The sequence below is a fragment of the Stackebrandtia albiflava genome (assembly GCF_007994225.1).
In the GTDB taxonomy this organism is placed as follows: domain Bacteria; phylum Actinomycetota; class Actinomycetes; order Mycobacteriales; family Micromonosporaceae; genus Stackebrandtia; species Stackebrandtia albiflava.
In genome coordinates this window covers 544,315-570,527 of the sequence record NZ_VLLL01000005.1, presented here as the reverse complement: position 1 = coordinate 570,527, position 26,213 = coordinate 544,315, and the positions used below count along the sequence as shown (strand labels likewise).

The 26,213-nt window shown below is 70.9% G+C and carries 21 protein-coding genes and 1 tRNA gene; 6 read left to right on the top strand and 16 right to left on the bottom strand.

The window, feature by feature from the left end:
• Positions 1 to 82 precede the first annotated feature (82 nt).
• The 5 genes from LX16_RS03550 to LX16_RS03530 form a co-directional block, all read right to left on the bottom strand.
• Positions 83 to 460, bottom strand: a complete 378-nt coding sequence (locus LX16_RS03550; RefSeq protein WP_147133008.1) for a hypothetical protein — start codon at positions 458 to 460, stop codon at positions 83 to 85.
• 625 nt (positions 461 to 1,085) lie between these two features.
• Complete coding sequence (locus tag LX16_RS03545) at positions 1,086 to 1,703, bottom strand: TetR/AcrR family transcriptional regulator (RefSeq protein WP_147133005.1); 618 nt, start codon at positions 1,701 to 1,703, stop codon at positions 1,086 to 1,088.
• On the bottom strand, positions 1,700 to 2,380 hold the full coding sequence (locus LX16_RS03540) for a DUF4166 domain-containing protein (RefSeq protein ID WP_147133002.1): 681 nt from the start codon (positions 2,378 to 2,380) through the stop codon (positions 1,700 to 1,702). The genes LX16_RS03545 and LX16_RS03540 overlap by 4 nt, the downstream gene beginning before the upstream one ends.
• Positions 2,377 to 3,042 (bottom strand): hypothetical protein, encoded by a 666-nt coding sequence (locus LX16_RS03535; RefSeq protein WP_147132999.1) that lies wholly within the window; start codon positions 3,040 to 3,042, stop codon positions 2,377 to 2,379. The genes LX16_RS03540 and LX16_RS03535 overlap by 4 nt, the downstream gene beginning before the upstream one ends.
• A gap of 155 nt (positions 3,043 to 3,197) precedes the next feature.
• Complete coding sequence (locus LX16_RS03530) at positions 3,198 to 6,338, bottom strand: AfsR/SARP family transcriptional regulator (RefSeq protein WP_147132996.1); 3,141 nt, start codon at positions 6,336 to 6,338, stop codon at positions 3,198 to 3,200.
• 94 nt (positions 6,339 to 6,432) lie between these two features.
• Between LX16_RS03530 and LX16_RS03525 the strand changes: the two genes are divergently transcribed.
• Entirely contained in the window at positions 6,433 to 7,311 is an 879-nt protein-coding gene (locus LX16_RS03525) for an NAD(P)-dependent oxidoreductase (RefSeq protein WP_211354265.1), read from the top strand.
• Positions 7,312 to 7,388: 77 nt separating this feature from the next.
• Positions 7,389 to 9,803: an Hsp70 family protein gene (locus tag LX16_RS03520; protein ID WP_147132991.1), complete on the top strand. Its 2,415-nt coding sequence runs from the start codon at positions 7,389 to 7,391 to the stop codon at positions 9,801 to 9,803.
• Positions 9,804 to 9,814: 11 nt separating this feature from the next.
• Here the strand turns inward: LX16_RS03520 and LX16_RS03515 are convergent, their stop codons facing one another.
• Positions 9,815 to 10,360, bottom strand: a complete 546-nt coding sequence (locus tag LX16_RS03515) for a DUF6368 family protein (RefSeq protein WP_147132988.1) — start codon at positions 10,358 to 10,360, stop codon at positions 9,815 to 9,817.
• A 130-nt stretch (positions 10,361 to 10,490) separates the two neighbouring features.
• Between LX16_RS03515 and LX16_RS03510 the strand changes: the two genes are divergently transcribed.
• Positions 10,491 to 10,736 (top strand): hypothetical protein, encoded by a 246-nt coding sequence (locus tag LX16_RS03510; RefSeq protein ID WP_147132985.1) that lies wholly within the window; start codon positions 10,491 to 10,493, stop codon positions 10,734 to 10,736.
• 266 nt (positions 10,737 to 11,002) lie between these two features.
• Here LX16_RS03510 and LX16_RS03505 read toward each other — a convergent pair.
• Positions 11,003 to 11,075, bottom strand: a tRNA-Asn gene (locus tag LX16_RS03505).
• 174 nt (positions 11,076 to 11,249) lie between these two features.
• Between LX16_RS03505 and LX16_RS03500 the strand changes: the two genes are divergently transcribed.
• A complete protein-coding gene (locus tag LX16_RS03500; RefSeq protein WP_147132983.1) occupies positions 11,250 to 11,669 on the top strand; it encodes a hypothetical protein in 420 nt (139 codons plus the stop codon).
• A 20-nt stretch (positions 11,670 to 11,689) separates the two neighbouring features.
• On the opposite strand, the gene LX16_RS03495 is transcribed toward LX16_RS03500, so the two are convergent.
• The 5 genes from LX16_RS03495 to dnaG are packed head-to-tail and all read right to left on the bottom strand — an operon-like array spanning position 11,690 to position 17,058.
• Complete coding sequence (locus LX16_RS03495) at positions 11,690 to 12,577, bottom strand: ThuA domain-containing protein (protein ID WP_147132980.1); 888 nt, start codon at positions 12,575 to 12,577, stop codon at positions 11,690 to 11,692.
• Positions 12,578 to 12,597: 20 nt separating this feature from the next.
• Positions 12,598 to 13,392 (bottom strand): ABC transporter permease, encoded by a 795-nt coding sequence (locus tag LX16_RS03490; RefSeq protein WP_147132977.1) that lies wholly within the window; start codon positions 13,390 to 13,392, stop codon positions 12,598 to 12,600.
• Between the two features lie 49 nt (positions 13,393 to 13,441).
• Positions 13,442 to 14,206 carry an ABC transporter permease gene (locus tag LX16_RS03485; RefSeq protein WP_147132974.1) on the bottom strand — a complete coding sequence of 255 codons (765 nt, stop codon included), beginning with the start codon at positions 14,204 to 14,206 and terminating at the stop codon, positions 13,442 to 13,444.
• Positions 14,207 to 14,214: 8 nt separating this feature from the next.
• Positions 14,215 to 15,156: an ABC transporter ATP-binding protein gene (locus tag LX16_RS03480; RefSeq protein WP_147132971.1), complete on the bottom strand. Its 942-nt coding sequence runs from the start codon at positions 15,154 to 15,156 to the stop codon at positions 14,215 to 14,217.
• 51 nt (positions 15,157 to 15,207) lie between these two features.
• A complete protein-coding gene (dnaG, locus tag LX16_RS03475; protein WP_147132968.1) occupies positions 15,208 to 17,058 on the bottom strand; it encodes a DNA primase in 1,851 nt (616 codons plus the stop codon).
• Between the two features lie 162 nt (positions 17,059 to 17,220).
• On the opposite strand from dnaG, the gene LX16_RS03470 reads away from it, so the two are divergent.
• Positions 17,221 to 19,362: a hypothetical protein gene (locus LX16_RS03470; RefSeq protein ID WP_147132965.1), complete on the top strand. Its 2,142-nt coding sequence runs from the start codon at positions 17,221 to 17,223 to the stop codon at positions 19,360 to 19,362.
• 54 nt (positions 19,363 to 19,416) lie between these two features.
• Here the strand turns inward: LX16_RS03470 and LX16_RS03465 are convergent, their stop codons facing one another.
• Together LX16_RS03465 and ppdK are read right to left on the bottom strand one after the other, a co-directional pair.
• Positions 19,417 to 19,767 carry a VOC family protein gene (locus LX16_RS03465; RefSeq protein WP_147132962.1) on the bottom strand — a complete coding sequence of 117 codons (351 nt, stop codon included), beginning with the start codon at positions 19,765 to 19,767 and terminating at the stop codon, positions 19,417 to 19,419.
• Positions 19,768 to 19,853: 86 nt separating this feature from the next.
• Positions 19,854 to 22,496, bottom strand: a complete 2,643-nt coding sequence (gene ppdK, locus LX16_RS03460; RefSeq protein ID WP_147132959.1) for a pyruvate, phosphate dikinase — start codon at positions 22,494 to 22,496, stop codon at positions 19,854 to 19,856.
• 345 nt (positions 22,497 to 22,841) lie between these two features.
• Here ppdK and LX16_RS03455 point away from each other — a divergent pair, with 345 nt between their 5' ends.
• Positions 22,842 to 24,668, top strand: coding sequence for a vWA domain-containing protein (locus LX16_RS03455; protein WP_147132956.1), 1,827 nt, complete (start codon positions 22,842 to 22,844; stop codon positions 24,666 to 24,668).
• A 14-nt stretch (positions 24,669 to 24,682) separates the two neighbouring features.
• Here the strand turns inward: LX16_RS03455 and LX16_RS03450 are convergent, their stop codons facing one another.
• Both LX16_RS03450 and LX16_RS03445 read right to left on the bottom strand, forming a co-directional pair.
• Positions 24,683 to 25,654, bottom strand: a complete 972-nt coding sequence (locus LX16_RS03450; protein WP_147132953.1) for a serine/threonine-protein kinase — start codon at positions 25,652 to 25,654, stop codon at positions 24,683 to 24,685.
• Positions 25,655 to 25,677: 23 nt separating this feature from the next.
• Positions 25,678 to 26,181 carry a tetratricopeptide repeat protein gene (locus tag LX16_RS03445; RefSeq protein ID WP_147132950.1) on the bottom strand — a complete coding sequence of 168 codons (504 nt, stop codon included), beginning with the start codon at positions 26,179 to 26,181 and terminating at the stop codon, positions 25,678 to 25,680.
• Between the last annotated feature and the right edge of the window lie 32 nt (positions 26,182 to 26,213).

Below are 26,213 nucleotides of genomic sequence, written 5' to 3'. Positions count from 1 at the left end.
TATCGTGCCGCCCCGGTGTGACACCCCGGCCCCTCCGTCGGCGCGTTCTCCGGCGGAGAGGCCGGTCGGATCGGTGTCGGTGTCAGCAGGCGTCCCACCGCCACGTGTCGCCGACACGAAGCCAGTTCTGTTCGGACTTCGACAGGGCCGTGACACCCACGTCGTAGGTGACCTTTCCGCGGTCACTCCGGATGCTGTCCACGGTGATCTCCAGGACCTCGCGGGTGCCGTACTGGTCGGCGGCTCCCTTGACCAGCACTTCGAAGGTCTCCACCGAGATCTGTTCCTTGCATCGGTCGGACAGCATGGCGTACGCCGAGAGCACGTCGCCCGAGGTGTAGGCGACGACGTACTCCGACACCGCCTGCGTCAGGGCGTCCTCCTCCGGGTTGGTGCCACATGCGGAAAGGGTGATGGCGGCGGCCGTCGCCACGGCAGCCGCCCGTCGAATGCGGGACATTCTCTCTCCATGGATGCTGACTGGAGGGTGTGCCGGACCCGGATTCACGCTACTGAACGTGACAGGCGGAATCATCAACATTCGGACGCGATGCACGGCCGATCGGACGGAAACAGTCGTCCATAAAGACACCATATCGATGATTCCGCAAATGTAAACGTTATCCGGTTGTGGCGCCGCCGGAACCGGGCCTTCCCGCCGTGTTCCGGAACCGTTCGACGGCCCGCGGCGAGGGCGGTGCGCTGCGCCCTGGCCACCCGGGCCACCGCGACGACCGAGGCCCGGCCTGTCGCGCGCCGACGGTCTTCACCGACGAACTCGCACCTATGTGGATTGTGGCGGCCCGGAGCCGCGTGGGGCGCAGGCGGTGTGGAGTCGGGCCGTGGCGCGATGTCGGGCCCGGGACAGGGCGATGGGCCGTGACCCTACCTGTCACGGCCCATCTACGGAGCGGATGCCGATCTCTCGTCGCGTACCGCGGGGTTCCCAAGCAGCTCGGAGCAACCCGACCCGGTAGATGCATGGTAGGAACAGCCGCCCATTCGCACAACCCCGTGGCCATTTGCGCCAGCAAACCCGGCAGGTCGCCGCACCCGAATTCGAGCCGACACCGACCGGTTCCGGCTCAGGCCAGCCTCCTCACCTTCCGCCTCAGTGCGGTGCGTGCCAGCGGCCCGTCGAGCATGACGAACAACTCGCCCAGCCGGGCCAACGAATCCATGGCCGAACCGGTCGATTCGGGATCGACCCCCTCGAACAGCTCCAACCCGACGAACGCCGCCGCGATCACGTGCGCGAGATCCTTGACCGGCATGATCGCCGTGAACGGGGAATCCCCGAGTACGCGTTCCAGCACTTGGGCGATCTCCACCGTCCACAGCGTCAGACCCGATGCGGTGGGAGCGGCCAACGCCGAGTCGTTCTGGCTGCCCGCCAACAACTGGGCCAACACCGCCACGTTGCCGGCCGCTCGTTCCCCGGCGTGTATCTCCCGCCCCAACGCCAGAAGCTCCGGCAGCGATTCGACCTTCCGGAATCGAGCCCGATAGTGCGCCACACGCTGTTCGGCACTGTGGCGGCACGCGGTCGCAAGCAGTTCGTGGAGACTGCCGAAGTGGTAGAAGACCAGTGCCTGGTTGACCCCCGCGATCTTGGCAATGCCGCGGGCGGAGACACCGGCGATGCCCTGAGTGCGCAATGCCTCCAGGGTTCCTTCCACCAACCTGGTGCGGGTATCGGTCAACAGCGGGCCTCCTCACGGTGGGGCTTCACCGTATCGGGCACCCCCTCCGCGTCGACATCGACGTAGCGCGCCGTGAAGGAACCCTCATATCCGAACAACGGCCCGAACCAGCGGTTGACGACTTCGACCTGTACCCGGAACACGAGGGCCTCGTCGTCGAAGGACTCGCGCACGGTCGCCGTTCCGGTGATGATCCGGGGAACGGGGAGCCGCACCGGCCCCTCCAGGAACACCTGCGTTTCCGAGGTTATACGCAGTGATCCCGTGTCCTCTGCCGTGAACCGCAGGTCGACGGCCAGATGCTGGTGTGTACCGAGGTAGTCGAGGATGACGTCGCGGTCCGGGTGACGGACCATCGTCGCGTCGAAACGACGCTCGCCCTGTGGCAACGCGAAGGTGCGCACGAAACTGACGGCCTCCCTGCCGAACGAATCACGGTAGGGGTAGTTCTCGATCTCGAAGGGGACGTTCACGCCTGTCGCGGGCACCAGGATGTGACGCCGTGAGCCCAGCCAGAGGAACGGCCGCGTGAAGCCGGGCGCATGCCAGATCCGGCTCATGGTGCCGGTGCCCACGCACGCCCGCCGGTTCTGCAGCCCGATTCCGAATCGGCGTCTCAACTCCGGATGGAGCCGGTGGAAGTCCGCGCCCATGACGCGTTGAAACATCGAGGTCATGTCTCCTCCAGATCATCGAGGATTTCAGGGGGACGTCGTGCGACTGAGTCGGGAGGTCTGCGACGGCACCGTCGGGCGGCAGGGGTTCCTCGCAACGGTGGAATCAGCACCAGGGCGGCGGTCACGAGGAGGGCACACCAGGTCGGCAGCCACCATGCGACGGCCGCCGAGACCGCCGTTCGGGCGACGACCTCCGTGATCGCACTCACCAGGAGTCGCCGAGGGCTCCTCCCCGTCTCCAACCACAGTCGTAGGCGATCGAACGACCACGCGGTCGCCCATCCCATGAGAGGACGGGACCACGCCCAGCCGTCGTAGCGGTAGCCGGTGAGGAACCGGATACCCCCGTCGCACGGAACGTAACGCCAGTAGCCGGAACCGGAGCGGATCGGCGACAACGGGTGGCCGGAGGCGAAACGTAGTGCCGAGGTTCGGGTGCCGTCTCCGTGGTGACGTTCCGCTGTCGTGACCCCCACACCACCGATGACCATGAGGGGCAGTGGACGCACCTCATACCTGAAGCGCTGCGGCTCACCGGGCCGCCTCGGTAGGTAGGTGATCCGCGTGAAGCGGACGTCCCAGCTCTGATGCAGCCGTGGGGACTGTGTCGCGTCCCAGAGGTCTTCCATGGACGCCCGCACCAGCGTCTCCACATAGATCATCGGACCTCCTTGAGCAGTCGCTCAAATTCTTATGCGTCGATTTAAGCACACGCTCAAACAATGGGCACGGCGCCCCCGTGCACACGGTTGAACGAGTCAGCCCCGTGGGAGCGTCAATCCGGCCCTGCGGCCGGGATACACCGTGGACCGGTCGGTCAGGGGACGGGGACGGTGAGACCGAGGTCGTCGGGGGCGTGCGCACGACCCTCGGCGAACGCCGCCGCGAAACCGGCCTCCCCCAGCGATTCACGGGCGCCGCGTGAGATGCGGTCCACGTCGCCGCGTTCCGCCTCGGGCAACACCGCGCCGACCGACTCGCGCAACGCCGACGCCGTTCCCAACAGGACGGCCGCGGCACGGGCGTCGCCGCCGCACAGCCGGGCACCGGCCGTCCCCTCCAGGGCGAGCGCGGTCGCCCGCCGGTCGCCCGACCGCTCCGCCTCCGCCAATCCCTCCGCATGCCGTCGGAGCGCGGTGTCCGCGTCACCGCGGAGCTCGGCGACGAACCCGAGTTCGGCGAGCATCAAGGTGGTGATCGGCGGGAAGTCGGCGTCCCTGCCCCAGCCCAGAACCCGATGGAGGTAGCGCTCCGCCTCCGGGAACTCACCGGCCCGGCGATGAGTCAGGCCCAGGCCGATCTCCGCCGACACCACCCCGTTGCGGTACCCGAACCGTTCGGCGAGCCGCGCGGTCTCCCGGTGCAGACGCATCGACTCCGGGAGGTCGCCCGCCAACAGCGCCATCCGCGCCAGCCCGCACAGCCGGTCGACGTGGTCGCGGTGCAGTGACAGCTCCCCGGCGATCTCCACACCCGTCCGGTTCAGCCGCACCGCCTCGGCGTAGTCGCCCCGCACCTCCGCGATCGCCGCCAACGGGTAGGTCGCCTGCAGCGTCCCCCAACCGTCGCCGGCGCGGGCGAAGACGGCCATGGCGTCACCTGCCTCACGTTCGGCCTCCGGCAACCGGCCCGCGCCGAACAGGTGGACGGCCCGCACGCCGGCCACCGCGGCGACACCCCACTCGTCACCGGCGCGACGCAGCAGCGGTTCGGCCCTCGCCAGCAGCTCGGCCGAGGTCCGGTAGTCCACGAGCGAATGGGCCACGAACGCCAGAAACCACAGCGTGCGCCCGTCCTCGGCCACCGCCGGGTCCCGCCACGGCTCTCCGGTGTCGTCTCCGGAACCGTCCCGTAGCCGCCGGAAACCCCAGGACCACGCCGCCGCGCGGGCCGCCACCGGGTCCGCCGGATCGGCGTCCCGGGACAGCGCCGCCAGAACCCGCTCGGCCTCCGTGTACCGGCCACGCAGGAACCAGTACCACCGCAGGGCGTCGGCGAGCCGTAGGGTGTCCGCCGGTGCCGCCGTCTCCAGGGTGTCCCGGATGTCGGCGGCCTCCGCGTCCAGGACGGACAGCCACTCGCACTGGCCGGTACCGTGCAGCCGCGCCCGTTCCGCCAGCCGGGTGAGGTGCGCCGTGCGGGCGGCCCGGCACGCCTCGACCTCCCCCGCCGCCGCCAGCCTGTCCTGCGCGTAGGCGGCGATCGACTCCAGCATCCGGTAACGCGGCTCGGCCCCCTGGTGGGACACCACGACCATCGAACGGTCGACGAGCCGCGACAGGGTGGGAAGGACGTCCCCGGGGGACACTCCGCCGCCCGCGCACACCGTCTCGGCGGCCTCCAGCGTGCAACCGTCCACATGCGCCGACAAGCGGCGGAAGACGGTGCGTTCCACCGGTGTCAGGAGCGAATGACTCCAGTCGATCAGTGCCCGCAGGGTCCGCTGCCGCTCCGGCGCGTCCCGGTAACCGCCGGTCAGGACCTCGAACCGGTCCGACAACCGCTCCAGCAGTTTGCGCACCCCGAGCACCCTCACGCGGGGCGCCGCCAGTTCCAACGCCAGCGGGAGACCGTCGAGACGACGACAGATCTCCGCCACCACCGGCGCGTCCTCGTCGGTGAGGTGGAACCCGGGCATGGCCGCCCGCACCCTCGCCGTGAACAACGCCACCGCGCTCGACTCCGCCACCGGCTCCGCCGCGCCGGGCAGACGCAACGGCGGCACCGGCCAGACCGCCTCCCCGGAGACCGCCAACGGCTCCCGGCTCGTGGCGAGGACCCTCACCTCGGGAGCCGCCGCCAGCAGCCGGGCCGCCAGGCGGGCGACCGGCTCCACCACGTGCTCGCAGTTGTCCCACACCAGCAGTTGGGACCGGTCCGCGACGGCGCCCAGCAGTCGCCGGACCGGTGGCGCACCGTCCGGGAACGGTCCCCCCGGCACGTGTTCCCCCACGCCCAGAGCCGCCAGGACCGCCTCCGCCACCCCGTCCTCGTCCGCACCGGGCGGCAACGGCGCCAACTCCACCAGCCGGACGCCGTCAAGGTGACGTGCTTCGACCGCACGTGCCACCGCCGCCGCCAGCCGCGTCTTGCCGACGCCCCCGGGGCCGGTCAGTGTGACCAGCCGGTGCGCGGTGAGCAGCCGGCCCACCTCGGCCGCCGCGTCCTCCCGGCCGATCAGTGCGTCCACCGGCGCCGGAACGCCGCCCCGGGACGCCGCGGGCCGGCGCGGTCCCACCGTCTCGCCACGGAGGATCGCCCGGTGCAGCTCGGCCAGTTCGGGACCGGGGTCGGTTCCCAGTTCCTCCGCCAGGCGTTCCCGGAAACGGGCGAAGCCCTCCAAGGCGTCGGCGGTCCTGCCCGCGTGGTGCAGTGCCCGCATCAACAACGCCTGCACCCGTTCCCGGCGGGGATGCGCCTCGGCCAGTTCGCGGAGCCCGGGGATCGACCGTTCGGCCTCTCCGAGGTCCAGGCGGGCCTCCGCCAGCAGCTCCCGGGCGGTCGCCCACGCCTCACGCAACGCGACGGTGATCCCCCGGTTGAAGCGCGCGTCGGGGAAGTCGGCGTACGGCTCGCCACGCCACAACGCGCACAGCTCCGACAGGCGCGCGGCCCTGGCGTCGGCCGCCACGGGCAACCGGCGCAGTCCCTCGGTGAACTCGTGCGCGTCCACCGACGCGGCGGGGGCGCGCAGCAGGTAGCCCGGCGGCCGGTACTCCACCCACGCGGCGTCTCCCAGCGCCCTGCGTAGTTGGGAGACCTTGCCCTGCAGCGAGTTCTCCGCCCTGCGCGGCGGGGCGTCCTCCCACAGCCAGTCGATCAACCGGTCGGCGGCCACGACCGTGCCCGGCGCGGTCAGCAACGCCGCCAACAGCATCCGCACCTTGCGTTCGGGCACGGCGACGATCTCACCCGTCTCCCGCCACACCGCCAGTGGACCCAGCACCCCGAACCGCATGCCGAAACGGTACCCACCCTCAGCGGACCGGCAGCGATCCGTCAGCACCGAGATACAGGGTCGAACCACTCGACGAACTGAGAAGGAGACACACGTGAACACACCCGAACCCGTCGCGTTCATCGGCCTCGGCCCGATGGGACGCGCGATGGTCGGCGCCCTCCTGTCCCGTGGACACCGGGTGACCGTATGGAACCGCACACCGTCCCGCGCGGACGCGCTGGTCGGCCGGGGCGCGGTGCGGGCCGCCTCCCCGGCCGAGGCGGTCACGTCGGCGGAGCTGGTCATCCTCAGCCTCACCGACTACGACGCCATGTACTCCGTCCTGGACACCGTGGGAGACGCGCTCGCCGGCCGGACCGTCGTCAATCTGAGTTCCGACTCCCCCGCCCGGACACGGGAGGCCGCCCGATGGCTCGCCGACCGTGGCGCCGACCTACTGGTCGGGGGTGTCATGGTGCCCGCGCCGATGGTCGGCACCGAGGCCGCCCGCGTCCACTACAGCGGCCCCCGCCGACTGCTGGACGCGCACCACGACACGCTCGCCGTCATCGGCCGGCCCGACTACCGCGGCGAGGACCACGGGGTCGCCCAACTGTGGTACCAGGCCGAACTGGACGTCTTCCTGACGATGTTGAACGGCTTCGCCCACGCGGCGGCGCTGCTGGACTCGGCCGGAGTCGAGGCGACCGAGTTGGCGCCGTACGCGGCGGAGACGCTCGCGCTCGCCGGTGCCTTCCTGGACCCGGCCGCACGGGCCATCGTCTCCGGCGTGCACACCGACGACGGCGCGAACGTCACCATGATGGGTGCCTCGGCCGATCACGTCCTCGCCGCCAGCCGGGACGCCGGAATCGACACGGGGCTGCCCGGTGCCGTGAAGGCCCACTACGACTGGGCCAGGGCCGCCGGATACGGAGACCTGAGCTGGACCAGCCTCTACACCGTCATCAGGCGCCCACCGGAGCGCTGAACCGTCGTGGCCGCCCGCACGAGGGGCGGCCACGACGCTCCCGGGGTCGTGTCGACGCGCGTCGTTAGGATCGGCCGGTGGACAGTGCCCCCCGCTCCCATCTCGGCGTCGACTTCGGAACGTCCCACACCGTGGCGGTGTTGCGGCGAGTGGACGGCCGCGTCGAGACCCTGCTCTTCGACTCCTCGCCGTTGCTGCCCTCGGCCGTGTACGCCGGCGACGACGGCACGCTGTCGACGGGGCGGGACGCGGTCGACGCCGCCCGGCGGAACCCGGCGGCACTGGAACCCCATCCGAAACGCCGCGTGGACGACGGCAGTGTGCTCCTCGGGGAACGCGACGTGCCGGTCGTGGAGCTGTTCGCGGCGGTGCTGGACCGAGTACGGCTCGAATGCGTTCAAGTGCTCGGCGGTCCTCCGGCCGCCGTGACGCTGTCCCACCCGGCCGCGTGGGGACCCGCCCGTCGCGACGTGCTCCGTGAGGCGACGCTCGCCGCAGGATTGCCGGAACCGTCGCTGGTACCAGAACCGGTCGCCGCCGCCACCTACTTCACCCGGCACCTCGAACGCGACGTCCCGGCCGGAGCCCGTGTCGTGGTGTACGACTTCGGCGGCGGCACCTTCGACGCGAGCGTGGTGCGCCGCACCGACGACGGGTTCGAGGTGCTGGCGGTGGACGGCCTGGACGACCTCGGCGGCGTCGACGTGGACGCCGCCGTCGTCGACATGCTCCGCCGACGCCACGACCGGCCCGAACTGTGGCGGCGGCTGCTGCGCCCCGAGACGCCCGGCGAGCGCCGGATGTGGCACACGTTCATGGCGGACGTCAGGGCCGCGAAGGAACGGCTGTCGCGCCAGACGACCACCGACCTGCACCTGCCGCTGTTCGAAGTGGACGTACACCTGACCAGGGACGAGTTGGAGGACTTGACGCGCCCGATGCTGGCGCGTGCGGTCGAGGTGGTCCGGGCGCTGGTGGAGGGGGGCGGGCAACCGTCCGAGACGGTCGCCGGGGTGTTCCTGGTGGGTGGTTCCAGCCGGATGCCGCTGGTGGCGACGATGCTTCACCGTGCCTTGGGATCCGCGCCCGTGGTGGTCGATCAGATCGATCAGGTGGTCGCGTACGGGACGCTGGAGGTGACCGGCGCACCGCCGGTGGAGACCACGTCGGTGCCGCCCACACCCGTCTCGGGGCCGCCGGTGTCCTCCGTGGTCACGGACCGGTCGGCGGCGTCCGCGACGTACGACGGCGCACCGGCCGACGAGGAGGCCGCCACCACCTCCGTCACGCACGACGCCCCCTCACCCGACGATGAGTCCACAGCGGACCGCGCCGGCCACGCACGGCTGGCGGCGGTCGTCGTGGCCGTCGTCGTCCTCACCGTCCTGGTCGTGTTCGCCCCCGGCTGGTTCGTCGGTGAGGACGAACCCGAAGCGTCCGGCGACTCCGTCACGACGCCGCCGGGCGGAACCGCGTCGGAGTCCCCCGAACCCCCGCCGGGAAGTCCCGACACCACCTACGTGCGGCACGACTGGTCCATCGAGGCACTGGAGATCATCGAACTGGAAGGCCGTCCCGTCGTGGCCTCGGGCGCGCACACCGACCCGATCCGGGTGTGGGACGCCGCGACCGGCAACCCCGTCAGCGACTTCGACGGACACGACCAGACTCACGACAGCATCACCGACATCGAGTCCGCCGTGATCGACGGAGCCCCGGTGATGGTGTCGATCGGCTGGGGCACCGAGATCCTGGTGTGGGATCCACTCGACGGCACCGAGATCCGTGACATCCAGGTGCCGGACATGGGGACGGTGTCCATGATCGACACGGGTGAGGCGGACGGCGAGCCCGTCGTGGTCGGCGCCTCCAGCTACGGTTTCGACGACGAACGGTACACGGAGGTGCTGGTCTGGCGGATCTCCGACGGAGAACTCGTCGCACGGTGGACCGCACCGGTGGACACCGGTTCCCTCCACGTCTCGACCGCCGGCGACGGAGCCACCGTGGCACTCGCCGGGATCGACGGCGATGAACCGGACCGGACGGTCGTGGAGGTACGCGACGTGGCGACCGGAGACCTGATCGAGACGGCCCGTCCGGCGGGTGACGTGCCCGAGGCCGCCTGGGAGGTCTCGGCCGCGGCCACCCCCGAGGGGCGCATCGTCACCGCCGTTCCGGGAGCGCCCGTGCAGGTGTGGGACGGTCCCGACACGGTCCTGGAGTTCACCGCGCACTCCACCTTCCTGACCGCCCTGGACGCGGCCACCTGGGACGACCGCACCGTCGCGGTGTCGGCGGACGACGGCGAACTGGTCTACGTCTGGGACACCGAGACCGGCGACGTCCTGGCGTCACACCCGATCGGGGAACTGGGCTTCTACTCCACCCCCACCGCGGTCGCCGCCGAGACCGTCGGCGGCAGGCTGGTCTTCGCCGTGGCCAGCTTCATCGGCTTCACCGTCTTCACCTGGTCGATGGACCCGGTCTGAGGACGGCGGTCTCACTTCAGGAGCCGGAAACCCGGGTGCGCCGCCCAGGCCCGGAGGAACCCGGCACCGCCCAGGGCCACCGCCGAATCCGACTCGGTGACCACGACGGGGGCCTCCGGCAGACCTGCGACGATCGGTACCTGTGCGTCGAGGAGTTCGGCGTACGCCACACCACCGATCACGTCCATGATCGCCGCCGTCAACAGCGCGTTGAGGACGTGGTCGACCCGGCTGTTGCACGCGGCGCTCACGTTGACGGCGTTGACCGGGACGAAGCCGATGTGCGTGACCCAGTCGAGCCCGACGTCGTGCTCGGCGTGGAACAGCTCCTCGTCGCCGATGCCGGCACCCATGAGGTGGACGTCGAACGGACGGCCCTCGTCCATGTCGCCCGTGCCGTCGACGCCCGAATCGGCGGGCAGCAACACCAGCGCGAAGTCCCCGAGCCGCCGTTCGGCGAAACGATGCGCGCGACCCCGCAGTACCGCGCGGAGCCGGTCGACGTCCCGATCCGGCATCGTCTCGGCGAGTTCGATCGACAACACCGGTCCGGCCACTCCGGGAGCCTAACGCGCCCGTCCTTCCGGCCCGCGGATCCCGTCGGCCCTTCACCACGGGTGCGGCGTGGCGGGGCCGGGATGCCCGCCCGGGGCTCTAGTGTGGCGACCACACGGCTGGGAGGCGATCGTGAACGAAGCAGACTGCCGACGCCTGGTGGAGGCCGCCGACGCGGTGGAGCACCGGGTGCGGGCCATCATGGGCGCCGATCCGGACGCCTATCCGATGTCCGCCTTCGTCCTGTCGGACTGCGCCGCGAAGCGGGCCGTCGCGCACCGCCTCATGGACCTGGCGTCCGACGGCCGCTACGACGACGCGACGGTGCGGGACGTCGTCGATCTGCTGATCGAACCGTACGACCAACTGCCCCAGTGAGTCCCGCCGCCGCGGCCCGGGGACACCGACCCGACCGGCATCGCACGGCGTGACCGCCGAGTCCGGCATGACCGGACCCGACGTCCGGGCGGTGCACGCCGCGGCTGCCCGGTCGACGCGCGTATCGCCGAGGTGAGGCGTGGTACGAGGGCTCCGACCGGACGGTCGGTGCGACGGAGACACCGTCGAATCGGAATCCCGCCGACGATCGGTGTGGGTGAAAAAGCGATTCCGCGACAGAGGAACGGAATGTGAGAGTGAAAGAGCTCCCCAACTTGGACTCGAACCAAGAACCTGCCGGTTAACAGCCGGCTGCTCTGCCAATTGAGCTATTGGGGAAGGAAGTTCCCGCCCGTTCGGACTGGCTAAGAGTACAGCAACCCCTAGGGTGGGTCGCAACGGGGTTTCGGGAAACACGCGAACCGGCATGGTGCGTTTCGCGCGCCATCGGGTAAACGGAGGTCGTGCCCGGCAGAATGAGCGGGCAGACACTGATACAGGAGGCGTGAAGAGATGCGCAAATTGATGTTCGCGGCGGGGCTGGCCGCGGGTTACGTTCTCGGCGCCAAGGCGGGGCGCGAGCGTTACGAGCAGATCATGGACGTGGTCCGGCGGATCAGGGAGAACCCGACCGTGCACAACACCACGGCCACCCTCAAGGAACAGGCCGAACACATCGCCGACGCCTCGAAGGACCGGCTGATGCAGAGCAACCTGGGGCACAAGCTGTTCGGCGACGACACCCACGACAAGGGCGGTCTCGACCCCAACCCGCAGTACTGGGAGAAGGCCGGCGTCAACTCCCCGTCGAAGTCGGGTACGTCCGCCGCCTCGGGTAAGTCCGCCACCTCGGGTAAGTCCAGCACGTCGGGCACGTCCGCGGCCTCGGCGTCGCCCACGACGGCCGCCACGCGGGGCACCGGACGCACCTGACACGTACCACCGCCGGCCGCTCAGGCGGCACCGGCAGACGCCTCACGGCGGTTGAGACGCATCACCGCCAACGAGCCGCCCACGGCGACGGCCGCTATCCACACCAGGAACGACAACGGATACGGCCACGCCGGGGCGGCGTCGCGGTCTTGGACCAGGGGTTCGGCGTCCAGGCCCGCCGCCCACCACACCCCGCCGCGCAGCATCCGCATGTAGTCGCCGTCCTCGAAGGACTTCACCCGGTGCCCCAGCGCCGTGTACCAGGTCCGGCCGCCGTCGAAGTCACGGCACCAGGCGACCGGACGACGGGCGTCGCCGGTCTCGGCGGCGACCGTCGCCAGGATCTCGGTACCGGTGTTCTCCGCCGGATCACGGTCGAAGCGGTACCACTGGTCCTCCTGCTCGGTCCACTCCGCGGGCATGTCGCGGGTCGACTGGTGCTCCACGTTCACCGTGATGGTCTTGGCCGAGGGTTCGTCCCGTTCCCCCGCTCTGGGCCGGGCGCCCAGCAGTTCGTCGAAATACGCCCAGTCCGGTTCGGCGTAGGCCGCCGCGTGCACGCCCACGAAACCGCCACCGGCGCGGTACCAGTCCTCGAAGGCCCCGCGCTGCTCCGCGTTCAGGGTGTCGCCCTGGTTGTGCAGCCACATCACGACGTCGTAACCGGCCAGGCGGGGCACCGTGAACTCCGAGGCCGCGCCCGTGGTCGTGACCTCGAACCCGTGCCGCCGACCGGTCATCTCGATGAAGCTGATCGCCTCCTCGGTCGCGGGGTGTGGCCACTGGGTGCCGGTGTACAACAGCACCCGGACGGTGGTGGCCGCGGCGGTGACCGGCGCGGGCACCGCCACGATCAGCGCGGCGACCGCCATCGTGGTCGCGACCGCACGCCGCCAAGTGTTCCGCATGGGCACAACCTACCGGGCGGCTACTTGTAGAGCAGCCGACCCATCCGCCTGGACGCGACGGCGATCCCGGCGACGGTGATCGCCAGCAGGTACGCGACGTTGGCGATCATCATCCAGTCGAACATGCCGAGCATGACGCCACGGGTCAACTCGATGCCGTGGTAGAGCGGCGACAGGTAGACCAGCCACTGCAGCAGGGTCGGGTAGGTCTCGATCGGCGCGAAGGTCCCCGAGAAGAAGAACATCACGAACACGATCGCCATCACCCAGTCGAAGTCGGTCCAGTTCTTGAAGAACGTCGTCAGGGTCAGGCCGATCCCGACGAAGGAACAACTCAACAGGACCGCCGCGGGCAGGGCCAGGACCGCCCACGCCGAGTCCACCATCCCGAACGCCGCCATCACGACGATGAACGCGATCACGTACACCACACCCCGCAGGACGGCCCACGCCCCCTCACCGAGGGCGATGTCCATCGGCCGCATCGGGGTCGCGGTGATGCCGTCGTAGAGCTTGGCGAACTTCAGCTTGCCGAAGACGTTGAAGGTGCTCTCGGATATCGCCGCGATCATGGCGGCGTTGGCGAGCATCGCGGGGGCGACGTAGGTCGCGTAGTCGAAGGTCCGGCCGGCGACCTCGATGTCACCCACCAGGGTGCCCACTCCGATGCCCAGGCCGAGCAGGTAGAACAGCGGTTCGAGCAGGCCGGTCGCCATCAGCAGCCAGGCGCGGCGGTGCACGAAGAAGTTCCGCTCGACCAGCCGCCCTGGTCGCAGGCTGCGCAACCGCAGCCACTGAACGGTCAGCACGGTCATCGGTCGGCCTCTCGGTCGCTTCGGGTCGGTGGAACGCTGCGGGTGGGCATCAGATCGTCAGCCGCTTCGCCAGGCGCCGCGAGGCCAGCCACCATCCGGCCACGCCCAGCACGATCAGGTAGACCGCGTGCAGCGGCCAGAACCACGGCGTCGCGGTTCCCGAGACCGCCCAGCGGGACAGTTCCGCACCGTGCCACAGCGGCGACAGCCACGCGACCGGCTGGAGGTACTGCGGCAACTGGCTCAGCGGGAAGAAGACACCCGAGAACAGGGTGATCGGCACGATCACGAACCGCTGCACGATCGACAGGCCCATCTCGGAGTCGATACTGACGGCGTAGGCGTACATGAACCCGATGAGGCTGAACGCGGTGAGCATCGCCGGGACGACCGCCAGAGGCGCCCAACCGGACGACACGACGCCGAAGAACGCCATGACGATCAGGAACACCACCGCCGAGATCAGGCCGCGCAGCAGGCCGTACAGCAGGTGCCCGTTGAGCATGTCGACCGGGCGCAGCGGCGACGCCTGCATCGCCTTGTACTGCGCGCCCCACCGCAGTGCCCCGAACACCGGCCAGGTCATCTCACCGACGGTGATCTGCATGGCGGTGGAGGCGAGCAGGCCGGGTGCGATGAACGCGGCGTAGCTGACGCCGCCGATGGCGGCGGTGTCGTCGATGTACGCGCCGACTCCCAGCCCGATCCCCAGCATGAACAGGACCGGCATCACGAAGCCGGAGAACACCGTGCCGTGCCAGACCCTGCGGTACTGGAGCATCCAGTGTTCGAACGCGTGGAACGCGTTGGTCATACCGCCGCCTATTCGATCAGGGTGCGGCCGGTGAGCCGCAGGAAGACGTCTTCGAGGGTGGCCCGCCGTTCCAACACACTGGACGGGGTCAGTCCGCGGGCGTGGACCTCGGCGACCGCGACCTCGGCGTTGTCGGCGTACAGCAGGATGCGGTCGGGCAGCGGTTCCAGTTGTCCCGCGATGCCGTCGAGCTTGCCGGCGATCTCGGCCAGCTCGTCGGTGTGGCTGCCGTTGAACCGCAACTCGACGACCTCACGGGTGACGTGACGGTCGATGAGTTGGCGTGGCGAGCCCTCCGAGGCAATCCTGCCGCCGTCCATGATCACCAGCCGGTCGCACAGCTGTTCGGCCTCGTCCATGTAGTGCGTGGTCAGGATGATGGTGATGCCGCGCTGCTTCAACTGGAAGAGCCGTTCCCACACCAGGTGCCGGGCCTGCGGGTCCAGGCCGGTGGTGGGCTCGTCCAGCATGATCACGTCGGGTTCGTTGACCAGTGCCCGCGCGATCGTCAGGCGGCGTTTCATACCGCCCGACAGCGACTCGACGAGTTTGTCGGCACGGTCGGACAGCCGCACGAACTCCAGCAGCTCGCGGGCGCGTTCCCTGGCGACCCCGTACTTGATGCCGAAGTACCGCGCGTAGATGACGAGGTTCTCGAACACTGTCAACTCGGTGTCGAGGGTGTCCTCCTGCGGCACGACGCCCAGTCGCGCACGGATCCGGTCCCCCTCGGTCACGGTGTCCATGCCGAGGACCTTCAGTTCCCCGGAGGTCGGCTCGGAGACACAGCCGATCATGCGCATCGTGGTGGACTTGCCGGCACCGTTCGGTCCCAGGAAACCGAACGCCTCACCACGGGAGACCGTGAGGTCGACGCCGGCGACGGCGGTGGCGTCACCGTAGCGTTTGACCAGGTTCCGGGCGGAGATGAGTGGACTGTCGTCGGACACACCGGGAAGGTAGTCGCCGGGTACGACAAGCGCAACAGGTTATGCGCCGGGTCACACGCCCCGCGAGACCTGTTCCCTCAACCCGCGGAGCCGCTGCTCCAGGGTGACCAGTTCCCCGAAGATCCGCATGTACTCCTCGCCGTCGGTCTGCGGGTTGATGCGTTGCAGCCGGGACTTCAGGCCGTGGACCTGGCGCTCCACCGTGGGACGCTGAACCGTGGCCATCGTGGTGTTGACGTAGAAGGCGTCCGGTTCCCCGGTGACCCTGGGCGGTTCCACCGCCAGTTCCGCGACCAGGGCCGCGGCGGCCAGGTCGTCGCAGGCGCCGGTGACCGCGGCGATCCAGTTGGGGCCGCCGGGGGCCGCCGACGCGCCGCCCGCCTTGGTGACGGCGTCGCGGACGGCGACGTGGACGGGGTCCTGGTAGTACTCGGCCTCGACGGCGTCGAAGTAGGGGCCCGCCAGGTCGGGAAGTTGGATCGCCAGCTTCAACGCCTCGCGTTCGGCCGTCCGCTGCGGCCCCGGAACCCGGGCGGGGGCGGCCGGGTTCGCCGGAGGCGCCTCACCGCGCCCGGCGGCCTGCACCCACTTGCGGACCATGTCGACGTCCTCGCCGAGCCGCCCGGCGAGCCGCTGGGTGTAGCCGGGACGCAGCGACCGGTCCTTGATCTTGGCGACCAACGGTGCGGCGGCCCGCAGGGCGGCGACCCTGCCCTCGACGCTGTCGAGGTCGTGTTTGGCGAGGATGCTGCGGATCGCGAAGTCGACGAGGTGTTCCCGTCCGGCGATGAGGTCGCGGACGGCGGCGTCGCCGGAGGCCATCCGCAGCTCGCAGGGGTCCATGCCGCCGGGCGACACGGCGATGAAGGTCTGCGCCATGAAGCGCTGTTCGTCGGAGAACGCCTTCAGTGCGGCGCGTTGACCGGCCTCGTCGCCGTCGAAGGTGAAGACGATCTTCCCGGCGAACTCGTCGGTGTCCATGAGCAACCGCCGCAGCACGGTGATGTGCTCCGGGCCGAAGGCGGTGCCGCAGGTGGCCACGGCGGTGGTCTCACCGGCGAGCTGGCAGGCCATCACGTCGGTGTAGCCCTCGACGATCACCACCTGGCTCTGCTTGGCGATCTCGCGTTTGGCGCGGTGGATGCCGTACAGCACCTGCGACTTCTTGTAGAGCGGCGTCTCCGGGGTGTTGAGGTACTTCGGGCCGTTGTCGTCGTCGAAGAGCTTCCGGGCGCCGAAGCCGATGACGTCGCCGCCGATGTCGTGGATCGGCCACACCAGGCGGCGGCGGAACCGGTCGATGAGCGACCCGGACCTGGCGGGTTTGGCCAGTCCTCCGACGGTCAGCTCGTCGTTGGTGAAGCCCTTCGTCCGCAGGTGCCGGGTCAGGGCGTCCCACGCGTCGGGGGCGAACCCGCACCCGTAGTCCTGGGCGGCCTGCTGGTCGAAGCCCCGTTCGGCGAGGAACCGGCGCGCGGGCTGGGCGTCGGGGGAGGTGAGCTGTTCGGCGTAGAACCGGGCGGCCTCCGCGTGGGCGGCGAGCAGCCGTTGCCGCTGGCCGGGTTTACCCGCCGACCTGGCCGCGTGGCCGTCGGCGGTCTCGTAGTGCAGGGTGATCCCGGCCTTGGAGGCGAGCCGTTCGACGGCCTCGGCGAAGCTGAGGTGTTCGAGCTGGGTGAGGAAGGAGATCGCGTCACCGCCCGCACCGCACCCGAAGCAGTGCCAGAAACCACGTGACGGGGTCACGTTGAAGCTGGGGGTGCGTTCGTCGTGGAACGGGCACAGGCCCTTGAGGTTCCCGCCACCGGCCGATTTGAGCGTGACGTGTTCGCCGATCACATCCGCGACCGACACCCGTTCCCGCACCAACGCGACATCCTCACTGCGGATTCGCCCGGCCACCTGTCACCTCCGAAAGACACCGTCGCGTCCATCATCCCCCGCCGGGTCGGGGGGCTCCGGGGCGGCTCCGCCGATGAGTGCGACGGCATACCACAATCGGCCTGTTCCCAGGGCAAATCGCCCCTGGCACCGGCGATCCGGCATCGGCTAGGCTGCCGAACCATGCCGGACCACACGCCCGAGCACGACGAGTATCCGCCGCAGTGGCCGCCACCGCCATGGCACAACGAGCCCACCGCGCGACCTCAGACGCCCTACCGCGACATTCCCTCCCACGGCACCTCCACAACGGACTCCGGCCGTACCGGGGGCCTGCCGTCGCCACGCACTCCGCAGGAGTACCCCCCGCAGGCGCCGGACCCGCACGGGTATCCCGAACCCGCCGCGGCCCCGCACTATCCGTCCTACGACCGGCCGTCCGACCCACCGGCGCCCCGGTTCCGGGACCCGGTCGACGATCCGCCGTTCAGTGGTTACGTGCCCCGGCGCCCCACCGAACCGGCGCCCGAGGCGGCCGCACCCGAGCCCGAACCCACCCCGGAGCCGGCTCCGGCGGCCCCGTTGACCCACGGCCGGGGCGTCCGCATGACGATCTACGGCATCGGCGGGGCGATCGCGATCGGTCTCATCGTGGTCATCGTCATCATGGCCGGGGGCAGTTTCGTCCCCGACGACGAGTCGGCGCCGTCGCAGACCGAGAACGACTCCGGTCCGACGGACCCGCTGCTGACCTCCGACGGCGAGGTCGACCCGCTCAAGTACGCCGATCTGGCGGAGTCCGCGGGCGGTGACGCCTGGATCGAGTGGCGCTACGGCCCCGCCGCCACCGGCAACACCGAGGCGCCATCGGCGGACCAGCCCGAGACGCGGGAACTGGACCTGGGGGACGGCATCGACCGGCTCTACCAGGTCGGTGACGGGTCGTCCCCGTTGCGGCCGCAGAACCTGCAGGGCCAGTTGGGGTACGTCGCCGCCGACGGGCCGGGCGTCGATCACGTCACCGTCGCCGAGACGACCGACACCACGCTGGGGTACGCACCCCGCCCGGGTGGCCGGTACTCGACCGATCGTCCGGAACTGGAACTGACCGAGCGGACGACCGGTGAATGCCTCGACGGCCACGAACTCGGCAGGCCCGTGGCGATGGCCCGGTCACAGGGCGCCGGCCCGGCGGCCCACGCGGTGACCGTGTTCGCCTCCGGCGCGGTCGCGACGACCGGTGTGTCCGGTGCGCAGGGCGGCACGTGCGTGATCCTTCCGGAGGGTCAGGTCCCCACCGCGGTCGCCGTCACGCCCGGCAACGAGTTCGCCCTGATCACGGTCTGGGACGTGGCGGAGGTCCGCGGCCGGATCGCGGTCGTCGCGTTGGCGGACACGCCGGGGACCTACGGGTCGAGCTGGCCCGCGACCTACCCCGGGCTGCCGAATCCGGGACACTTCGGGTTCGCGAAGCTGCTGGGGTTCGTGGAGCTGACCGCGATGAAGGCGCCTACGTCGGTGGCGGTCGCCACCGATCATCCGGGTGGGGCGCCGGACCGCACGACCGCCGACCTGTCGGATCCGGACGGCCGCGCGGCTTACGCCGAGGACGTGGCGACGACGGGCTTCGCGATCGTGTCCTCGCGGGCCGAGCAGCAGGTGGAGTGGGTCGATCTGACGCCGTTGCTGTCCGGGTTCGCCGCGGTCTACTTCGAGGGTGATCCGGCCGGGTACGCGTCGCCGGGCGCCAAGGCCGAGGCGTGGCCGCAGGTGTTCGAGGTCGCGCCGGACCTCTCCCCCGCCAGTGTGGGGACCTCGGAGATGACGGCTCCGCCGACCGCGGTGGCGGCGTGGGGAACCACCGCCTACGTGGCGCTCGGCGACGGGACGGTCGCGACGTTCGAGGTGACCGATCCGTCGGCCGTCTCGCAGGCGGCGACGGTGGAGCTGCCGGGGGCCGCGAGCTGCCTGTCGTGGAGTCCCGGCGGTGACCGGCTCGTCGTGACCTCGCGTACCGACCGTTCGGTGTCGTGGCTGCGCGCCGACATCGAGGACCCGGGAGTGGTGCAGACCCTGCGGGACGCGCGGGTGGCCGACCCGATCTGCGCGCAGGACGCGGTGTTGGGGAACGCCGACGCGGGCAGCACGGTGCGGGTGGTGGCGATCGCCGACTTCGCGGGCGGCCTGCACGTGTTCCGCCACGGGGACGGCCGGTTGGCCGCCGGTGACGACGTCGACCTGCCCGACAACGCCTTCGAGTACGGCGGAGTCTACGAGCCCGAGGGCTCCCCGTTCATGGTCTCGGTGACGGCCGACAACGTGTGAGCGTTCCAGTCGTGACGTGGCCCCGGTGAGTCGGACTCGCCGGGGCCACGGCCGTCAGTCGGCGTCGCGGCGACCCAGGACGCAGAACTCGTTGCCCTCCGGGTCGGCCAGCACTATCCAGGAGGTGCGGTGCCGTCCGTCGTCGACACGGCGGGCGCCCATGTCCACCAGCCGTTCGACCTCGGCGTTCTGGTCGTCGGGGTCGATGTCGAGGTGGATGCGGTTCCTCGCCTTCTTGTCACCGGACGCCGAGACGAACGACAGCCCCGGTTCCCGGTCGCCGGCGATCGCGGTCACATGGGTGTCCTCGTAGGACACCCGGAATCCGAGCACCTCGGCCCACCAACGGGCCAGTCGTTTGGGGTCCCGCGCGTCGATCACCGTAGCGTGCCAGCGACTAGCCACATCGGACTCCTCACGTCGGGGGGCGTCCACCCCGCGACCGCGTCGGGTGGGAACTCATCAGTACCGGAAATTCCGGGCCGGGTCAACTATCGGCTGTCCGACGAGGATTCCGCCACCGCCGCCTGTCCGGTGGCCAAGCGCGCCACCGGAACCCGGAACGGCGAACAGGACACATAGTCCAGTCCGACGCGGTGGAAGAAGCGCACCGAGTCGGGGTCGCCGCCGTGTTCGCCGCACACGCCCAGATGGAGGCCGGATCGCGCGGCCCGGCCCTCGGACACCGCGATGTCGATCAGCCGCCCGACGCCGGCGGTGTCGAGCACCGCGAACGGTGACACGGGGAAGACACCGAGGTCGAGATACCGGGAGAAGAACGCGCCCTCGACGTCGTCCCGCGAGAAGCCCCAGCCCATCTGGGTCAGGTCGTTGGTCCCGAACGAGAAGAAGTCGGCGTGCGCGGCGATCTCCGAGGCGGTGACGGCCGCACGCGGCACCTCGATCATGGTGCCGACCGGGGCCGACTCGCCCACCTCGGCGAGCACCGCCTCGGTCGCGGCCCGCACCAGGGCCAGCTCCGCGGCGTCGGCCACCAGGGGGATCATGATCTCCGGCCGGGGGTCGCCGCCGTCGGCCCGCAACTGCCTGGCGGCCATGGCGATGGCCCTGACCTGCATCTCGTACAGGCCGGGGATGACCAGTCCCAACCGGACACCGCGCAGGCCCAGCATCGGGTTCTGTTCGTGCATGCGCCGCACCGCCGCCAGCAGCGCCGGGTCGGCGTCACCCGTCGCGTCGGCGACCTCCAGGTCCGTCAGCGACGGCAGGAACTCGTGGAGCGGCGGGTCGAGCAGCCGGATGGTGACTGGCAGGCCGTCCATCGCCGACAGGATCCGGGCGAAGTCGTCGCGCTGCATCGTCAGCAGTTCGTCGAGGACCGCGTCACGGTCCGCGTCGGATTCCGACAGGACCAGCCGCTCCACCAGCTTCCGGCGTTCGCCGAGGAACATGTGCTCGGTGCGGCACAGGCCGATGCCGATGGCCCCGAAACGACGCGCGCGTGCGGCGTCCTCGCCGGTGTCGGCGTTGGCGCGCACCGCGAGGCCCGCGGCCTCGTCGGCGTGCCTCATCAGGCGGTCGACGGCCGACACCAGGGGGTCGCCGAGCGGCACCTCCCCCGACTCGAAGTACGAGACCACCGGGGACGGCTTGACGGCGACCTCCCCCAGGTACACGGCTCCGGAGTCGCCGTCCACCGACACGATGTCGCCCTCCTTCACCACGGTGCCGTCGGCGGTCGTGAACCGGTCGGTGCCCACGGTGAGGGAGTCGGCGCCGCACACGCAGGTGGTCCCCATGCCCCGGGCGACGACGGCGGCGTGCGAGGTCTTGCCGCCCCGTGACGTCAGGATCCCCTCGGCGGCGATCATTCCGGGCAGGTCGTCCGGATTGGTCTCCCTGCGGACCAGGACCACCCTGGTGCCCTCGGCGGCCAGCGCCGCCGCCCGCGCCGAGTCGAAGACCGCGGCGCCCACGGCGGCCCCGGGTGCCGCCGGGATCCCGGTCACGACCGGCTCCGGGGCGTCGGCGGTGTCGAACGCGGGGAACATCAGCCGGGAGAGCTGTTCGCCCGACACCCGGCACAGTGCCTCGTCGAGGTCGATCACCCCCTCCTCGACCAGTGCCGAGGCGATGATGAACGCCGCGGCGGCGGTGCGTTTCCCGACGCGGGTCTGCAGCAGCCACAGTCTGCCGCGTTCGATGGTGAACTCGATGTCGCACAGGTCCCGGTAGTGGCGTTCCAGGACGTCCATGCTGTGCAGGAGGGCGTGGTAGGCCTCGGAGTCCAGTTCGGCCAGGGTCGTCAACGGGACGGTGTTGCGGATGCCCGCGACCACGTCCTCGCCCTGGGCGTTGGGCAGGTAGTCGCCGTAGGCGCCGCGCACCCCGGTCGCGGGGTCACGGGTGAAGGCGACCCCGGTCCCGGAGTCGGGTCCCAGGTTCCCGAAGACCATGCCGACGACGTTCACGGCGGTGCCCAGGTCGTCGGGGATGCGTTCGGTGCGCCGGTACAGGCGGGCGCGTTCGGAGTTCCAGGACCGGAACACCGCCTCGATGGCGGCCCACAGTTGACGACGCGGGTCCTGTGGGAACTCCTCGCCGGTGGCGTCGCGTACCAGGGACTTGAACCGGTCCACCAGGTCTCGCAGCGCGGCGGCGTCCAGGTCGACCTCCTCGGCCACGCCCGCGTCCCGCATCGCCGCGTCGATGGCCTGTTCGAACACGTCGCCGGGGACGTCCATGACGGTCTTGCCGAACATCTGGATCAGTCGCCGGTAGGAGTCCCAGGCGAACCGCTCGTCGCCGGCCTGGGCGGCCAGTCCCGCGACCGTGGCGTCGGTGAGACCGACGTTGAGGACGGTGTCCATCATGCCGGGCATGGAGAACTTGGCCCCCGACCGCACCGACACCAGGAGGGGGTCGGCCTCGTCGCCGAGTTCACGCCCCATCGCCGTCTCCAACTCGGCCAACCGTTCGTCGACCTGACCGAAGACGGCCCCCGGCAGTTCACCGTCGGTCAGGTAGGCGCGGCAGGCTTCGGTGGTGATGGTGAATCCCGGTGGCACCGGGAGGCCGAGCCGGGTCATCTCGGCCAGGTTGGCGCCCTTGCCGCCCAGCAGGTCCTTCTGGTCCTTGTCACCGTGGGTGAAGTCGTATACGAAAGTGGTCAACGTCGGACCTCCAATCGTCTGAGATGCACAGGCGCGGGGGCACCGGTGGGATTCGTGGGCCGGCCCGCCGTCAGCGACTCTGCTGTGGCCGTCCAAGAGCACCGCTTCCCGCGACCTGGGATAACCGGACAACTCTTATCCGTTACCCGCCCTGAACAGAAGCCATATGTCGTCTAGCCCACCATGATTCGCGCAGCGGCGCGCGTGAATCCGGATTTGCGCGCACCGCCGCGCAGCGCAGGGCGACGGTTCACCGAATGGCGGCCCGGGCACGGCGCACGACACGCGGGCGACTCGTCATGATGGACTCGATCAGTCACACCCCATCAGAGGCGGGAGCCGCACGTGATCCCTTCGGCGTGGCGCCGGACGGCGGGCACTGCCCTGGCCGTGGTCGCCGCGGCGGCCTGCGTGGCCGGCGTGTCCGGCACGGCCCGCGCGGAGTCCGAGGTACCCGGCCGAGTGGTCGTCGCCGTGGACAACTCCGCGGCCATGACCGAGACGGCGGGAGCCACCGGGTCGGCGTGGGACGCGGTCACCACCGCGGTCGCCGGCGCGGTGGAGGACGCTCCCCGGTCGGCCGAGCTGGCGTTGCGCGCCATGGGTTCGGGGACCGGTTGCGATACCGGCGACGTGGTGCGTCCCATGTCGCCGGTGGAACCCGGCGCCGGTGAGCTCGACGCCGTCGCGGTGGGCGGCGGCCGGCCGGTCTCGGACACGCTCCGCCTCGCCGCCGAGGCGGCGACCGGATCCACCACGGTGCTGCTGCTGACCGGCGGCGGTGACGACTGTGGAGGGGACCCGGTGGACACGGCGGCCGCCGTCGCGGCCGCCTCACCGGGCGTCCGGGTCGACGTGGTGGCGTTCCGCGCCGACGCCTCCGACCGCGCGACGCTGATGCGGCTGGCCGCCGCCGGCGGCGGCAGGTTCCACGACGCGCCCGACGCCGAGTCGCTGGGGGCGGTACTGCACCGTGCCGTCGGGCAGGCGTGGTCCCGCTGGGACACCGGCCGCCTTCCGGTGTCGGGTTCCGTCGACGGCCTCGACCCGCCGACGCTGCCTCCCGGGCGGTACGTCGACGTGTTGCCCGCGGACGAAACGGGGCTGCACTACGCGTTCACGCTCCCCGAAGGGGCGACGGCCCACGTGGCGGCCTCGGTCGGGCTGCGCGCGCCACACGGCGCGTCGGCGAGCAACGGTGTGGGCGTGGTGGTGCGCAACGAGTCGGCGACCGCGTGCGCCCGCCACACCGACAGACGCGAGACCCCGGGTGGTGGCGCGCTTCCGGCGACCGCGGCCGTCTCCGTCGCGTGGAGCGCCGACGCGCCACGCGGTGAGTGCGGGGCGGCGGGACGATACGTCGTCGAGGTGCACGACGACGGCCTGTCCCGCCGGACGACGGCCGCACCCTTGGACCTGACACTGGTACTGGAGCCGGCCGTGCCGAACCGGTCCGGCCTGCCCGCTCCGGTCGACTCGGTGGCGGAGGCGTCACCACGGACCGGGGGGACGCCCGTCGCCTCGGTCGGCGCGGAGTCGCTGGAGGCGGCCCCGGTGATCGGCACCGGCGTCTACTCCGACGTGCTGCGTCCCGGTGACGAGTTGTACTGGCGGGTCCCGGTGGAGTGGGGACGCCGGCTCGCCTATCGCCTCACCATGCCGGATCTGTCCGAGGCCGATCGTGAACTGCTCGGGACCGGCGGCTGGGTGTCGACCACGGTACGCAACCCGGTGGGGTCACTCGTGAGCTCCCCGGACGCCGCCTCCGAGGGACACTACGACGGCGAGACCGCCGCCTTCGGCGGCTTCACCGCGCCGGTCCGGTACCTCAACCGGGAGTCCGCGACCCCGGAGGTGGCGGCGGCGTCGCTCGCCGGGCACCACCACGTGGGTGTCCGGTGGGAGCCCGACACCGCCGCGCCGGGACTGGCGGTCACGGTGGTCCTGGAGGTGGAGGTCCTGGGTGAACAGTCCGGTGCGCCGCGGTACCGGGAGACGGAGACCGGCACGCCCGCCGAACAGTTGGCGGTGTGGCCCGCGTCGGACGGTTCACCACCGGCGAAGGCCGGGTTCGACCGGTCCCTGCTATGGGCCGGTCTGGTCGGTGGCGCGGCCCTGGCCGTCGCGGGCGGCGTGACGGGTATGCGGCTGCTCCGGCGTGACGACATCTGACCTCCGAAGGCGCGTCACACCACCAAAAGCACCGCCGAGGTCACCGCGACGACGGCGCCCAACGCCCCGACGACCAGTGCGGCGATCCCGGCGGCGCGCCGCCGCCGGTCGGCGACCGGAGCGGGGAGTGGTCCGGCGGGGCCGAATCCGGTCGGCAGTGGACCGAGTTGATCGAACACCTCGACCGGGTCGTCGGCGTCCGGTTCGGGCGGCGGCACACCGGCGACAGCTGCCCGCCACCCGTCGCGTGCCGTGGCGGCGTCGGCGGGGCGCTGCGCGGGGTCGGCCGACAGCATCCGTCCGAGGAGGTCCCAGACCGGTCCCGGCACGTCCGGCGGTGGGGCGTCGTCCATCACGACACCCTCCGGGGGCGGCGCCTCACCGGTGAGGATCTGGTGGGCGACCACCGCCGCGGCGTAGAGGTCGTGTGAGGGGTGCGGATCCTCGCCCGCCATCGCCTCGGGCGACAGGTATCCGTAGGTGCCCATGACCGCCGCCAGTTCGGTGAGCCGGGGCTGCCCGAGGACCTGCGAGATTCCGAAGTCCGACAACCGGAGCACCGGCGCGCCCCGGCCCGTCGGCTCCAGCAGCAGGTTGGCGGGTTTGACGTCGCGGTGCACGACGCCGTGGGCGTGGACCTCAGCGAGCGCGCTCAACAGTTGGTCGACGAGCACGGCCGCGTACGAGACCGGAAGCGCACCGTGGTCACCGATGAGCTGGTGGAGTGTGCCACCGCCGACCAGGTCCATGGTGAGCAGTACCAGGGCGTCGTCACCCGCCCAGCCGTCGGGTGCCACCACGTGGGGATGGACGATCCGCAGGCCCTGTTCCCGCACGAACCGCAGCAGGGTTCCGGCGTCGGAGGGGTGCAGCAGTTTGGCCGCGACGTAACGGCGCCGGCGGGCGTCCCAGGCACGCCACACCGATCCCATGCCGCCCTCGCCGATCGGATCGACCAGCAGATAGCGCCCGGCGAACAGTTCCATCCCCCGGATTGTGCCCGACCGGGTCAGTCGGCGGTCTCCGGTTCCCCGTCCAGCAGTGCGATGTACTCGCCGAGCGCGCGGCCGTAGGCGGGCAGGTGGGGCCGCAGCGCGGTCAGCGCGGTGGCGACGGCCTCGCGTCCCCTGCCCAGGTCGATGAGCGCCAACGAGAGGAAGGCGCGCACCGCGTCGTCGTACTCGTCGCTTCGCCGGTCGAGCTCGGCGGTCAGCAGGTCCACGCCCTCGGCCGCACTCCCCACGTTGCGCAGTGACGAGGCCAGTTGGATCACCGCGAAACGGTGGCGGTCGCCGGTCAGGCCGTCCCGCAACGCCGCCCGGTACAGCGGTATCGCCGTGTCGGGGTCGTCGAGGTGGTCGTGTGCACCGGCCCGCTCGAAATCCGCGGTGCCGTCGGCGTGGGGGCATTCGGCGGTCAGCGCGGCGATCTCCGACAGGAGCCGCTCGGGGGTCAGTTCACCGGCCCGTCGCCAGAGGTCGTCGATCCGGTCTTCCCATTCGGCGATGTTCACCCGGCAAGGTTAGGCCGACGGCGGTGGCTGCC